General features: G+C 42.1%; 11 protein-coding genes. 3 read left to right on the forward strand and 8 right to left on the reverse strand.

Translation table 11 applies throughout. The annotated features are described in order from the left end of the window. Positions 1 to 108 precede the first annotated feature (108 nt). The 3 genes from H8B06_RS08150 to H8B06_RS08160 form a co-directional block, all read right to left on the reverse strand. Positions 109 to 930: a helix-turn-helix domain-containing protein gene (locus H8B06_RS08150; RefSeq protein ID WP_190993792.1), complete on the reverse strand. Its 822-nt coding sequence runs from the start codon at positions 928 to 930 to the stop codon at positions 109 to 111. A 129-nt stretch (positions 931 to 1,059) separates the two neighbouring features. Continuing rightward, entirely contained in the window at positions 1,060 to 2,082 is a 1,023-nt protein-coding gene (locus H8B06_RS08155; RefSeq protein ID WP_190993793.1) for an asparaginase, read from the reverse strand. A gap of 9 nt (positions 2,083 to 2,091) precedes the next feature. Beyond that, positions 2,092 to 2,904, reverse strand: coding sequence for a TatD family hydrolase (locus tag H8B06_RS08160; protein WP_223857544.1), 813 nt, complete (start codon positions 2,902 to 2,904; stop codon positions 2,092 to 2,094). Between the two features lie 155 nt (positions 2,905 to 3,059). Between H8B06_RS08160 and H8B06_RS08165 the strand changes: the two genes are divergently transcribed. Then, a complete protein-coding gene (locus H8B06_RS08165) occupies positions 3,060 to 3,500 on the forward strand; it encodes a septal ring lytic transglycosylase RlpA family protein (protein ID WP_190993794.1) in 441 nt (146 codons plus the stop codon). A 101-nt stretch (positions 3,501 to 3,601) separates the two neighbouring features. Here H8B06_RS08165 and H8B06_RS08170 read toward each other — a convergent pair whose 3' ends face one another. From H8B06_RS08170 to H8B06_RS08180, 3 genes are all read right to left on the reverse strand, one after another. Further along, positions 3,602 to 4,564, reverse strand: coding sequence for an FKBP-type peptidyl-prolyl cis-trans isomerase (locus tag H8B06_RS08170; protein ID WP_190993795.1), 963 nt, complete (start codon positions 4,562 to 4,564; stop codon positions 3,602 to 3,604). 19 nt (positions 4,565 to 4,583) lie between these two features. Next, a complete protein-coding gene (locus H8B06_RS08175) occupies positions 4,584 to 5,594 on the reverse strand; it encodes a DHH family phosphoesterase (protein WP_190993796.1) in 1,011 nt (336 codons plus the stop codon). A 105-nt stretch (positions 5,595 to 5,699) separates the two neighbouring features. Next, entirely contained in the window at positions 5,700 to 8,321 is a 2,622-nt protein-coding gene (locus H8B06_RS08180) for a PQQ-like beta-propeller repeat protein (RefSeq protein WP_190993797.1), read from the reverse strand. Between the two features lie 131 nt (positions 8,322 to 8,452). On the opposite strand from H8B06_RS08180, the gene H8B06_RS08185 reads away from it, so the two are divergent. Together H8B06_RS08185 and priA are read left to right on the forward strand one after the other, a co-directional pair. Next, the gene (locus H8B06_RS08185; protein ID WP_190993798.1) at positions 8,453 to 8,842 is read left to right on the forward strand and encodes a DUF423 domain-containing protein; all 390 of its coding nucleotides are present in this window, start codon (positions 8,453 to 8,455) and stop codon (positions 8,840 to 8,842) included. Position 8,843: 1 nt separating this feature from the next. After that, on the forward strand, positions 8,844 to 11,324 hold the full coding sequence (priA, locus tag H8B06_RS08190) for a replication restart helicase PriA (RefSeq protein WP_190993799.1): 2,481 nt from the start codon (positions 8,844 to 8,846) through the stop codon (positions 11,322 to 11,324). On the opposite strand, the gene H8B06_RS08195 is transcribed toward priA, so the two are convergent. Together H8B06_RS08195 and aspS are read right to left on the reverse strand one after the other, a co-directional pair. Next, on the reverse strand, positions 11,321 to 12,595 hold the full coding sequence (locus H8B06_RS08195; protein WP_190993800.1) for an LUD domain-containing protein: 1,275 nt from the start codon (positions 12,593 to 12,595) through the stop codon (positions 11,321 to 11,323). The genes priA and H8B06_RS08195 overlap by 4 nt on opposite strands. 59 nt (positions 12,596 to 12,654) lie before the next feature. After that, entirely contained in the window at positions 12,655 to 14,409 is a 1,755-nt protein-coding gene (gene aspS, locus H8B06_RS08200; RefSeq protein WP_190993801.1) for an aspartate--tRNA ligase, read from the reverse strand. Between the last annotated feature and the right edge of the window lie 314 nt (positions 14,410 to 14,723).

A 14,723-nucleotide genomic window follows, 5' to 3' on the forward strand; every position in this document is an offset into this window, starting at 1 on the left:
TTTCCTATATTTTTCGGTAATACAGGCTCTGTACGCCTCAAAGTATTTTTTTTGTAGTATTTATGCTACAACTGATATCGTATATCGGATACATCTTCATCAATTACTTTATTGTAGATCTTGCCGCTCTTGTTGTGTGTGAGGAGCTTGTCGCTTTAAATTTCTGTATTCCAGTGGTGTTATGTTAGTCATCTTCTTGAAGAAGGCGCTGAAATTATTTGTTTCCTTAATGCCGAGTTCATAACTGATTTCTTTCACCGATTTATCGGTATGTTCTAATAGATTCATTGCCTTTTCTGTAAGTGTTTTCTGAATTAAATCTTTAGGTGTAATCTTCAATGTAGCTTGTGTTGCTTTGCTTAGCGTTTTTTCGGTAACACCTAGTTTTTTAGCGTAATAATGAACAGATTTATGTTTTTGAAAACATTCTTTGACTTGATCTACAAAGTCGAAAGCTAGGACGCTATAACGATTAACGGGATTAAGTTTCGTTTCCGGTTCTTTGGTAATCCGATTGATCATTACCGATAATAGTAGCTGTTCAGCGACGTTACGCACAAATTGTCTGCTTAATTTCGAAACAGATAATTCGTTGCTTTTCAATAGCATCTTAATCAAATAGAAGATGTAACTTTGATCTAGGTCATGAATTTTGATAGCGGATGGCTGCTCGCTGTCGGTCAATATATTGATGTCGGTTTCCGGTCGAAGTAGGTTTTTATCTAACACGAGATAATACGATAGGCTATTGTACGCTATATGCTCTATTGGCCAGTTTAGAAATAAGGTGATGTAATCATCATGGCCCAATCCTATCGGATCTAAATACAATTCAAATATAATATTATAGGGTAAATTACGCCATTCTTTATTCAGAATGCGTGTATGAATCTGTTCTCCACTTAATATTTCCCAAGTGTTCATTCCCATAGTATGAAGGCAGAAATAAAATAATTTACAACTACAAATGTAACAACGCAACAAGGAAGTGTGTCGGTAACAATCGGGATAAAGAAATAAATGTAGCGTATACGCTACAAGTAGTCCATTGTGGGTGTATTAGTCATTCACGGTTAGTTCACCACGTATATTCTTTTCCACCCAGTAAGCAACCGCTTCTTGGTCGGTCAATTGCCCTTGCAGATACATTAATTTCGTCACAGCAGCTTCGAAAGTCATATCGTACCCATTGAGAACTCCGAGTGCTTTCAACCCTTGAGAGGTTTCATATCGCCCCAACTCTACAGAACCTACTTTACACTGCGAAATGTCGACAATGTTTTTGCCTTTTTGTATGGTGCTAGCGAGCATATCGAGAAACCACTCGTCGGTCATCGTATTCCCTGAACCAAAGGTTTCCATCACAATACTCCGTACATCAGCATTTAAAATAGATTGAACAAAGGCGGGACTAATGCCCGGAAATAACTTGAGCACACCCACTCGATTATCCAACTCGGTATGCATAATGAACGCTTTGTCCGTATTATCTAGCAACGCCTCGTGATTGTAGTTGATATGTATGCCGGCCTCTGCTAAAACCGGATAATTGGGTGAACGGAACGCCTCAAACTTTGCCGAATTATATTTAAAAGAACGGTTTCCCCGAAACAACTTGTTATCAAACAAAATACAGACCTCCTGGACAATGGATTTACCATTTTCCTTTGCAGATGCAATTTCTAAGGCTGTCATCATATTCTCCCGTGCATCTGTCCTGATTTCTCCAATAGGGAGCTGAGAACCCGATAGAATCACGGGTTTTTGAAGTCCCTCCAACATAAAACTCAAAATTGATGCAGAGAACGACATCGTATCGGAGCCATGTAAGATAACGAAACCATCATAGTGATCGTGGTTATTTCGGATAATTTCTGCCATTTCTACCCAAATCCTCGGATTCATATTAGAGGAATCAATGATGGGGGTAAATGAATGGACCGTTAATTTATAATCCACTCTATCCAAATCGGGCAAATTTCGCGCAATTAAGTCAAAATCGAAAGGAACAAATGTACCCGTTTCGGCATCTTTTACCATGCCAATGGTTCCTCCTGTATAGATAATAAATATATTTTGCATATTGGTTTGTTAGATTCGGAATATTCTCTTCGAATTTTCAGTGGTAATTTCGGCGACTTCTGAAACGGTCATTTCATGTAGATCCGCTACTTTTTCGGCTACATAATAAAGATAGCTGCTTTCGTTTTCCTTTCCACGATAGGGGACAGGTGCTAAGTAAGGGGCATCTGTTTCCAACACAATATGTTGCAAGTCTATTTCTTTGACAACCGCATCCAGCCCCGCTTTTTTAAAGGTAACGACACCACCGATACCGAGCGCAAAACCTAGGTCAATAGCATGTTTGGCTTGCTCAAGTGTTCCGGTGAAGCAGTGAAAAACACCGAATAATTTATCGTCTTTTAGCTCTTCTAATAAAATAAATAACTCGTCAAAAGCTTCTCGACAATGGATGTCGATAGGCAGACCCATGGCTTTTGCCCACCCCACCTGCACACGGAAAGCTTCCCGCTGAAAATCTAACGTACTCTTATCCCAATAGAGGTCTAGTCCAATTTCTCCGATGGCGTATATGGTATGCTCGGAGAGTAAACGTTCTAGTTGGTGCAATTCTTCTTTATAGTTCTCCTTTACGGAACAGGGATGAAGCCCTAACATTGGAAAACAGTTTTTTGGATAGGCACGCACCGTGTCCATTACGAGAGGAACGGATTCAGTATCTACATTTGGCAAAAACAAACGTTGAATGTTTTTCTCGAAACAACGTTGTAGTTGTTCGTCCAATTGGGGCGCTTCAGCATGGTAATAAATGTGCGTATGCGTATCGGTGAGTATATATGGATGAATAGACGGTGTCATAGCGGCTAAATTTAGGGTTTTCATATCAAAAATACCGCATGAAGGCAAAAAAAGTGCAGCTTGCAAGGGGAGGCAGCTTTTGGGGATAGTTTGGTTGTAGATCCCGGTGTTGTTTGTGTTGTCTAGAAAGCTTACATTAGTTGCCGGAACCTGATAAATACAGTGTTCCGAAATTTGAAATGAATAAAAAAAACATACATATTCCACCTATTGTTTACCTCGGTTTTGTGGCTGTTTTGCTTTTAATGAGCTGCTCACCCAAGTTGCGGATGACGGGTGGGGAAGTACGGGAGAGAGGCAATGCATCTTACTATGGTGGTAAATTTCATGGGAGAACCACCGCCAGTGGCGAACGATTCAATCAAAATGCCATGACGGCAGCGCATAGGACACTCCCTTTTGGTACGAAGGTGACGGTAAAGAATCTCAACAACGGCAAACAGGTAGTTGTGAGGATCAACGATCGGGGGCCATCGTCCAAGTCAAGAATGATCGACCTCTCCAAGGGAGCGGCCACCAAGATAGGGATGATCCGAGCAGGCGTTGTGCCGGTGGAAATACACTATCACAACGGAGCCGCTACCGGTAAAAAAATCAAGACGAGAAAACGGCGAAAGTAAAAAATTGATATAGAAAAGCGGGTAGGAAAATAGCGGAAATTAGGGATTAAAAAAAGCTCCAAGGTTTTAAACCTTGGAGCTTTTTTTAATTAATTCAAAAATTAATTTACCGCTGCTGAATCCGCTGGAGCTTCTGTTGGCCCAGGTATGATATCCACCAATTCCACATCAAACACTAATGGTGCATACGGTGGGATAGTACCACCTCCGCGCTCGCCATAGCCAATGCTAGATGGAACTAATAAAGTTGCTTTTGAACCTTTGTTCAACAATTGTAGACCTTCTGTCCAGCCCTGGATAACAGGATCATGACCCACTCGGAAACGAATAGGCTCATATTGACGCATAGGGTTGAACGTATTCTCTTTTTTTGCCGTTTCAGCGTTATTCGTATCGAAAATTTTTCCGTTCACTAATGATCCGGTGTAGTTCACAACGACGGTGTCACCCACAACAGCCTTATTGCCGGAACCTTCTTCTTTTACGATATATTGTAAGCCAGAATCCGTTTTCTTAGGTTCCAATTTGTTTTTCGAAATGTAGCTGGCTAGTTTACCTTCCTCGGCTTGTTTCAATGTCTCGATTTCTGCTTTGAAATACTCGTCTATCTGCGCATACAATGCCGAATCTGTTAAATCACCCTTTTTAAAATGCTTTCTCACTTTCACTTTAAATGTAGCATAGTGATCTGCAAATTCCGGTTTTGGTTGTCCTGTTTTTGCAGCCATGGTATCTAAGTTCAAACGGAAAACAGCACTATCGCCTTCTCCCAACATTTTGAACATGGAATTATAGTCTCCTGCGTACAGGCCGGGGATAGAATCCGGTGCGATATTTACGATTTGTGGTAAACCGATGTCATAGGTGCTTTGTAACAAGGAATCTTTACGATCTGATGTTACAATCATATCTACCGATAATAAATCGCCTGCTTGGGCTTTTTCTGCTCCTGCGTCTTTTACAATGTTATATTCAAGACCGCCATCACCTTTCTTGAAATTTTGGCAACTCGTTGTAGCTAGTAAGCCCACCGCAGCCGAAAGGAATAAAATTGATTTCTTCATTCTGATATAGTCACTTAAATTATGTTGTTAATATTTCTTTATATGCTGGTAATATGGATTTGAACTTGTTTACCGTCTGGCTGAGTGTTTCCGTCGAACTACCCCCCGAAGCGTTTAAATGTCCTCCTCCGTTAAAGTATTTTTTACAAATTTCATTACATGGAATTTCTCCAGTCGACCGCAAAGATAATTTAATTAATTCGGTTCTGTCAATAAATAACGCGGCTAATCGTATGCCTTTGACAGACAGGGCGTAATTTACGAGCCCTTCAGTATCTCCCGTGGTCACTTGGAACCGCTCTAAATCCTCTTTTGTAACGGAAAATACCGCGGTATTATATTCGGGGATAACTTCCAAACAGTTTAATAAACAATACCCCAAAAATTTTAATCGATTTTCGGTAGAACTATTGTAAATCTGTTCGTGAATCTCCCAGTTCCTAGCTCCCGCTTCGATAAGTTTAGATATAATTAAGTGTACCGCTGCGGTAGTAGACCGGAAGCGAAATGAACCGGTATCGGTCATGATTCCTGCATATAGACAAGTCGCCATTTCCGGTGTTATGGCCGTTGCGTCTTCACAGATGTCGGTAATAAACGTATAGACCAATTGTGCGGTTGCAGCTGCCGTAGCATCCCAATAACGGAGGGAAGCAAAATCTTCTGGATCGAGGTGGTGATCTATCATCCATTTTTGACCGGTTGCCGTCCGAAGAATAGGCTCTAAAATATTGGTGCGGCTCAATGCGCTGTAATCCAGGCAAAAAATAATATCGGCTTGCGCGATAAGATGTTCTGCTCGTGTGGTCTCATTAGGAAAGATAATGACCTGTTCACGTCCAGGCATCCAGTTTAGGAAATCAGGGAAATCAGACGACAAAACGACCTCTACTTGATGACCTTTCATTTTCAGCCAATGGTATAAACCTAAAGAGGAACCGAGTGCGTCTCCATCCGGTTTGTGATGGGTTGTGATAACGATATTCTTAGGTTGGGCCAGTAAGTGTAAATTATTTTCTCCTGTCAGCATAAATCTTATAAGTGTGCAAACCTACTATTATTTTATGGGTTGTGGAAATTTTTGCGATTATCACTTTCTTAAAAAATGTTAAGAAATCGTCGGCGAAAGCAAGAGCTAATGCTTAAATGCATATAATTTTCGATCTCGTCTTGTACAGAGTAAGTAAGTGGAACTATTATAGTCAATTTTACCGTAGTAAAAGTCTGGCAGTGCCTCAATGGGAAAACCATCTTGTATCGATCCCTTTTCATCAAAGAGATAAACAAGGTAGTTTTTGCGGGATGCAATACCTAATAGGGAGCTATTCGAACCCGCTGCAAAATACTGTGGACGATCGGCGAGGTCTTGGGTAAAAGTAAAGTCGAATATAACACTGCTGTCTTGTATATTTTTCGTCAATAAATGCTTTTGATCGATGATCGCCATGCGATAAGCGATACCTGTTGCATCCGGGAAATAAGAGATAAAGGAACGGTTTCCTCCCTGTTCCAGTTTGTATGTTTGCGGTTCTTCTTTAAAATCCATTGTGAACGAGATCTGAGCGGTGTCAACGGCGTATACCGCATGTCGATTTTGTTCTAACCGGATGATCGCTATCGGATTTTTAAACTGACTATCGGCAATAATCTCTTCTTTAAGAAGATTTCCTTGTGCGTCGAATTGATAAAAATGACCATTTTCTGTGCCTACAAAGACCTGATCACCCAGCACTTTAATATCAAATAATATTTTTCCTTCGAGATTTTTGTCATTCCAGCTTTCCACCTTTTTACCCGCTAAAGTATAGACCAGCATCTTACGGCCTGCAGGAACGAAAATCAACTGTTGGCCGCCGATGCTACTGATCGTAGGTGTATAGGTTGGTTCGCTATCCATTCCCAATGAAAAACCGGTTAACGAATTACCATCCGGGTCAAATCGATAAAGCCTGTTGCGATCTGTGACCAACACGATAGACCGATCATCCAATTGTTGTGCTTCGCCTACCACACGTCCGTGGAATACGGTAGACCAAATTTTGTTACCCGAAGGATTAATCGCATGTACGGTATGGTCCTGCTCCTGAATCAGGATAAATTGGCTGGTATCTGAATGTTCGAAAACTTGCGGTGCCGTAATCGGTCGGTTGTTAAACTCATAGACCCAGTCCGCTACTGCACCCAGTGCATTTTTACTTTTATATACACCATAAATACTGGATTGGAAACGACCGTTATTACCGGCAATCTGTATAGACCAGGAATAAAAATCCTGATAACCGAAATTGTTTTTATCCCGAAAACTTTCGCGATAAGCTGTTTTTAGCAGATTGCTGATCATCGATGATGATGTGCTTGTCCGAACGAAGCAGGTAATATTCGCTTCGTTCCCCTGAATTCGCTCCGAATTTTTGAAGCCCAGTGTGTTGGTTAAGAGGTTCACACGTCGCCAGTCGCGTTGGTACTCCGTCAACAGGCTTTGGTAGTTGGCTAACACAAGAATATTTTCCACGCGCAGGAAGTATGGACGTTGGAAAGGTTTAAGTGGATCGCCATAAAGTGCAAACGGGATATTTGAATGATCGAACCGATAAAGAGAATCGGATACACGTGTAGCTATAGACGAAATAAAAGTATCGAATTTGCTAGAATCTGCAATGGAAATAAAGGCTAGCTGCGCTTGATTAGTTTGCTCTACCACTGCAAATTCCCTTCCGAAGATAGGGGATATGTCTTCTTCAAAAGAGACGTCTTTGCTTTTTTTCATTTCTGCAAACTGTGCCGCTAATGCGGGAAGTTCTTGACGTTGTTCCAATAAGGTAAGTAAATCTTTTCGGAAGCTATCGGGGTTGCTGATCGCAAAAGAAAGATAAGAGGCCGTATTCTGGGGAAAATAATTATAGAGCGTTTGTGAGGTTTTGTGTTGATTTCCGAACAGTTCTATGTAATTCTCTTTTCGATGTGCCGTTTCACTTTCGCCACTCAATATGAGGGCATCATTTTTAAAACTTAAGTTCCACGCAGATTGCCCGCCGAGGTGGTCGAACAACCTGATGATGTCGCCTGCTTTTCTGCGCATAAGATGTTCGGCGATACGCGGTATCTGCTCATGAACAAAATAAATGCTGAGCGGTGAATTTCGGCTGTTATTGTCTATAAAGTAATCGATTTCGTCTTTCCCTAATTTAGGAACTTGCTTGTCCATCACTTGATAGAGTATGGTTTCCGAAAAAGATGCAAAGAAAATGTCTTCGTGATAGACGATATGGAATACAGAATCCTTGACGCCTTTATCCAAGCTGTAAATACGATTTTCAAGGGTGTCTTTTTGTGTTAGGGTGTATGTGGATGCGGCCTTCTCCAGGAATGAGTTGATTGTCGCTCGGTCGATAGGTGTTGATAGGGGAATTGTAAACAAACTGGTTATCGTTTCCTTTTCGGGATGAAAAGAAACATATAGATCGACATCATTTACATAAGGCTGTATAACGGAATGTCGTAGGAGCTTTGTCTTTAATGTTTGCCATTGTTCAAATTCTTGTCTGCCGACCATCGCATCGAAGATTTCAAAATCTTTGAAGATGTTGTCGGTTGTTACATCATTTTGAAATGTAGTAACGAAGAAGGTTTCTTTGGGAAGGAAAGTAAGCGGACGGAGTGTTTCTTTTTTGTCGCCTTCCAAATCCGCAAAATAATATAGGGAAGCGCCAATAATGGCGACGAATAGTAAAATGGTAATGATAATCGTATTTCTCATCTAACACAGCCTCTAACAGATTCAAACTTACGTAAAATGCGCTGTATTTCACGAACAGCTCCTTGTAAAACTATTATATTTTATTACATTTATACCCACGGAAGAAATATCACTAGAATACGATCTCTTTTATGAACAAACAAATTATATTGATAGCGTCTCTTTTCGGATTGACCGCTGTAATATTAGGGGCATTCGGGGCACACGGGTTGGAGGGGAAAATCAGCGAATACCATTTAGGGACATGGAAAACCGCAAACCAGTATCACTTTTATCATACCTTGGCATTGTTGTTTTTGTCGACCTTTTCCCGGGCTAAGAATGCCTCTATACGGGTTTCGTTTATTGCTTTTACCGTTGGTATGCTATTATTTTCGGGCTCACTCTATCTATTGAGTATTCGGTCGTTAATTGGATTAGAAGGATTTGGGTGGTTAGGTCCGGTGACACCGCTTGGTGGGCTTTGCTTTATGGTCGGATGGATAGGGTTGTTTATAGCCGCTGTCCGGAATCGGTCCTAACATGTCAGGAACTTCTCTATTTTATCATGATCGAGAAACGTTGTTTGTTGATGTTATTTTACCCCTTTACATCGCCAAAACCTATACTTATCGTGTTCCGCTGGAGCTGAATGCCACAGTAGCCATCGGTAAGCGTGTTATTGTACAGTTTGGTCGCAATAAGATTTATGCCGCCATTATCCATAAAATTTCTAACGAAGCACCGCTACGTTACGAGGCAAAGTATATTCTCCAAGTTATCGATGAAGATCCTGTGGTGGATACCAATCAGTTGGCACTTTGGGAATGGATTTCCAGCTACTATATGTGTTATTTGGGAGAGGTTATGCAAGCCGCTTTGCCGGCGGCATTAAAGATGGCGAGTGAAACAAAAATTACGGCATCAGCACAGGTAGATTTGGATCGTTCCCTCTTGTCTGACAAAGGGTATATGGTCATGGAAGCATTGGATGTGGCAGGAGAATTGACGATAAATGATATTGTTAAATTATTAGGACAGAGCACTGTTTTTCCACTATTGAAGAAGCTTTTTGATCAAGGGTACATTTTAATATCTGAAGAGATCAAAGACAAGTATGTCCCGAAGCGTAAGGCATATTTGCGGTTTTCGCCGGAGTTTGATGATGCGGATGGGATACGTAGCTTGCTCGATTCTTTAAATCGTGCACCGAAGCAACAGGATGCAGTCTTAGGTTTTATGCAGCTTCGAAAAACCATGACCGATATTGCCCGGCAAGATATTATGGAAGTTTCGGGGGTGAGTTCCGCAATTATTGCATCCTTAATCGAAAAAGGGGTGTTTGTGGTGGAAGAGAAGATCGTCTCGCGATTAGGAGGAGAAGAAGTAGAGATAAGGGCAGATTTTGTATTCAATACGGTACAACAGCAAGCATTCGATCAGGTAAAAGCTTTTTTTGAAACGAAAGATGTGGTACTGCTGCATGGTGTCACCGCATCCGGGAAAACGCAGCTTTATATACGGCTCATCGAACAGACAATCAAGGAGGGTAAAAATGCACTGTATCTTTTACCGGAAATCGCGCTTACGGCACAGATTACCGATCGGTTGAAATTGCATTTTGGCGATAAATTGGGTGTTTATCATTCAAAATTTAATGACAATGAACGGGCAGAGGTGTGGCATAAGGTCATGAAAGGTGAATATAAGGTGGTCGTTGGTGCCCGTTCCGCTGTATTTTTACCTTTTCAATATTTAGGATTGGTCGTAGTTGATGAAGAGCATGAAAATTCCTACAAGCAATACGAGCCTTCTCCGCGTTACCATGCCCGCGATACGGCTATCTATTTGGCACACCTGCAGGGGGCAAAAGTTTTGCTGGGATCGGCTACTCCATCGATAGAAAGTTATTACAACGCCAGAGCAGGTAAATATGGGTTAGTAGAATTAAAGGAACGCTTTGGGGAATCTCAATTACCTGATATACAGATTGTAAATGTAGCGGAGCAAGGGCGTAAAGAACAAATGTTCGCTTACTTCAGTGGTGTTTTACTACAGGAGATAACAGATGCTTTGGAGCGAAAGGAACAGGTTATCCTGTTTCAGAATAGACGAGGTCATACACCCTTTGTGCAATGTAATACCTGTGGCTGGGTGGTCAAATGTGTGAACTGTGATGTCAGTCTGACGTATCATAAATCAACTAATCATCTGCATTGTCATTATTGTGGGCATACGGAACCACCGGTGCAGGTTTGTCCTGCCTGTGGCATGCCGCATATTGAAAGTAAAGGGTTTGGAACGGAACGCGTAGAAGAAGAGTTGGAGTTGTTGCTGCCGCAAGCGCGAATAGGACGTCTAGACTTGGATTCTACCAAGGGGAAATATGGGTTTGAAGAAATTATCACGGCCTTTGATGAACACGAGTTCGATATTTTGGTAGGCACGCAGATGGTGGCAAAAGGACTGGATTTTGGGCGTGTGAGTCTCATCGGTATTATCAATGCGGATGCGATGATTAATTTTCCCGATTTTCGAGCATATGAACGTGCCTTTTCATTGTTTTCACAGGTGGCCGGGCGCGCTGGGCGCCGGGAGAATAAAGGAAAAGTGATTATTCAAACCCATACGCCCCAACATCGGGTGCTGGAACAGGTTATTCAGCATGATTATGAAGGTATGTTCATGACGGAAATAACAGAGCGTAAGAATTATCTGTACCCACCTTTTTACCGTGTTATTAAATTGGACGTTCGCCATACAGATAGACAGCAAGCCAGCGATGCGGCTACTCGTTTGGCCAATTTGCTCCGCGAGCAGTTGGGCAATAGAGTGTTAGGGCCCGAACCACCGTTAATCTCCCGCGTTCGAAACCATTTTATTCAAACGATTACCTTGAAAATAGAACGTAACAACGTTAGTATCTCCCGGGTGAAAGAACTCATTCACCAAGCTATCACACAATTTGATATGGAGAAACAACACCGGGGCGTGCGTATTGCTATTGATGTGGATCCCTATTAATCCTTTTGCTCTTTCCACTGCTTCGCGAATGATTTTTTCGCAAGTTTCGGTAATTCCAGGTGTTTGCCCCAGATTTTTCGCAAGAAACTACGCAGGAAGAAGTTTTTCGTTCTGCCGCTAAAGAAATCTATCAAACCACGACGCTGTATGGCATACGTAAATACTTCCCATACCCGTTTTTCTGCTTGTGGGATTAAACCTTGCTGCACCGAATCCCGACGATTAAGTAACGCCAACCGTTGGTAATCTATGCCAACTGCGCAGGCATCGAAGCATTTTCCGCAAAGGGCTGAAGCGTAGGCGGGATACTTGAATTCCGATACGCTGTTTACGTTTGGGGGGATAAGTGAATCGATAAGAATTTTATAGATTGTATCATACGTTTGCCCGGCAATATTTTGGTAAGTCGGACATAAATTTAAGCAGGCCTCACCGCAAATGCAGTAGAGCGCTTGGCGCTGGTCGTTTTTTTCCAATACATTGGTCCGGCCATTGTCGAGCAAGATGACGTACATTTCTTCTGGGCCATCCGTGTCCTGTCCTTGTCGGGGTCCACCTAGAATCGTATTATATACCGTAAGATTTTGGCCGGTTCCATGTGAAGCTACTAAAGGCCAGAACAGATCCAGATCAACAATGCTGGGGATGATTTTTTCTATTCCGACTAATGCGATATGCACCTTTGGAAAGGAAGTGGTAAGTCTTGCGTTCCCATCATTCTCCGTAATAGCGATACTACCGGTATCAGCGATAATAAAATTTGCTCCCGAGATACCGATATCCGCCCTCGTGTACTTTTGCCGTAATAATTCACCCCCTTCGACCGTCATTTGTTCTGCTGATGCATCTGACGGTGTATCAAAATCACCCGTGAAGATTTCGACGTTTTGCTTCGCTAAAAAATGGTCAAGCTCGATTTCCTCCATTGCCATAGACTTGGATTTTACAACCGATTGTGCCTGATGGCGTTCCATGATTTTGAAAACCTCGTGGCGAGCTTCTTCCGCATCATTCGCCCAGATAACCTGCCCACCTCTTTTGGTAAAATTGCTTTCAAAATCTAAAAGGTAGCGCTCGAGATTTTCGATAGTTTTCCATTTGACGAGGTGAGCTTTCTTTTTCGAATTTTCCAAATCGAAAAATTTGCTTTTGCTCTGCTCAAATGCGAGACGATACTTCTCTATATTGGTATTGATGATCTCACGATGACGTTGGTCAAAGGATTTAACCGCGCTATCTTTTAAAAACTTGTCTGCAACCTGCTCTCCCATGAAGTAAAACTAATTAAAAAACTCCCGTTATTTTAGATAGCGGGAGCTTTTATTTTGTATTATCCTTTTATATTCAGTGCTAGATTCAGCTCGTCCAGTTGTGCGTTGTCAATAGCCGCCGGCGCATCAATCATGACATCACGCCCCGCGTTATTTTTGGGGAATGCAATGAAATCTCGGATCGTTTCCTGCCCGCCTAGAATAGCTGTTAGTCGGTCGAGACCGAAGGCAAGTCCGCCATGTGGAGGCGCACCGTATTGGAAGGCATTCAGGAGAAAACCGAATTGCTCTTGTGCTTGCTCTGGTGTGAAGCCAAGATGCTTGAACATCAAGGATTGTGTTTCTTTATCATGGATACGGATGGAGCCACCACCGATTTCATTACCATTCAATACTAAGTCGTATGCATTGGCGCGAACTTTTCCAGGATCGGTATCCAATAGATGCATGTCTTCTTTTTTTGGCGACGTAAACGGGTGATGCATAGCATGGTAGCGTCCTGTTTCTTCATCCCATTCCAACAACGGGAAATCCATCACCCATAGTGGTGCAAACTCGTCTGGCTTGCGTAGTCCTAAACGGTTGGCTAACTCCATACGTAGGGCACTTAGCTGTGTGCGGGTTTTGTACGCTGGTCCGGATAAAACGAAGATAAGATCTCCCGCTTTTGCACCCGTAGCGTCCGCCCACTGCGCAAGGTCGGTTTGATCATAAAATTTATCGACAGAAGATTTGAATGTTCCATCGAGCTCACACTTACAGTATACCATGCCCAAAGCGCCTACCTGTGGACGTTTTACCCAATCAATCAACGCATCGATTTGCTTTCTTGTGTAGGATGCGGCGTCCGGTACAGCTATACCGACTACTAATTCTGCATTGTTGAATACCGCAAAATCTTTATGCTGTGTGACGGCATTTAACTCGCCGAACACCATACCGAAGCGGATATCAGGTTTATCGTTTCCATATTTTCGCATGGCTTCGTCATATGTCATGCGGGGGAATTGTGCAATATCGATATCGTGTATCTTTTTCAATAGATGACGCGTCAATCCCTCAAAAACGTTTAGGATATCTTCTTGTTCAATGAAAGACATTTCACAGTCAATCTGCGTGAACTCAGGCTGACGGTCTGCCCGTAAATCTTCATCACGGAAACATTTTACAATTTGGAAATATTTGTCTAAACCGCCTACCATTAATAACTGCTTAAAGGTTTGTGGTGATTGCGGTAAGGCGTAAAACTGTCCGGGATTCATGCGGGACGGAACCACAAAATCACGTGCGCCTTCTGGCGTAGATTTAATTAAATAAGGTGTTTCCACTTCGCAGAAGTCCATATTCGATAGATAGTTGCGAACCTCTTGTGTCACCTTATGACGAAAAAGCAGGCTGTTTTTTACCGGGTTACGGCGGATGTCCAAATAGCGATATTTCATACGCAAGTCTTCACCGCCATCCGTTTCATCCTCAATCGTAAAAGGTGGAAGTTGAGCTTCGTTCAGTATGGTCAATTCATTTACGAGTACTTCAATCTCTCCGGTAGGAATATTCGCGTTTTTAGATTCCCGCTCGATAACGCTACCTTTTATTTGTATGACAAACTCACGTCCCAATGATTTCGCCTGCTGCATAATGGTTTCATGGGTACGCGCCTCATCAAAGATTAACTGCGTAATACCGTAACGGTCACGTAAATCTACCCAAATCATAAACCCTTTGTCGCGCGACTTTTGAACCCAGCCCGCTAGTGTGACTTCTTTATTTGTATCGGTTAATCTCAGTTCACCGCAATTATGACTTCTATACATTGCTATTCGTTGTTTTGTCCGTAACTCATCACGTGTGATTCGTGTTTATAAAATACGCCCGAATAACGTATAACGAGTTGCGAATGGATGTGTGCGCAAAAATATTGGATTTTACGGACAATAAAGATTTGTTTCTTCTTTTTTTCATACTCCCACTTTATCCCACTTTTATTTGCGGAAGATAAGAAAAGAAGCGTAAGACGGTTTTCTTTGTCAAAATATTAATATTCCCAATAGGGCCGGGGCTTTACATCATTTTCGTTATTACGGGTATAGAAATGGTCGTGGCGACTTTTGTAGCTTTTTCGCTATGT

This window comes from Sphingobacterium micropteri (assembly GCF_014692515.1).
GTDB classification, from domain to species: domain Bacteria; phylum Bacteroidota; class Bacteroidia; order Sphingobacteriales; family Sphingobacteriaceae; genus Sphingobacterium; species Sphingobacterium micropteri.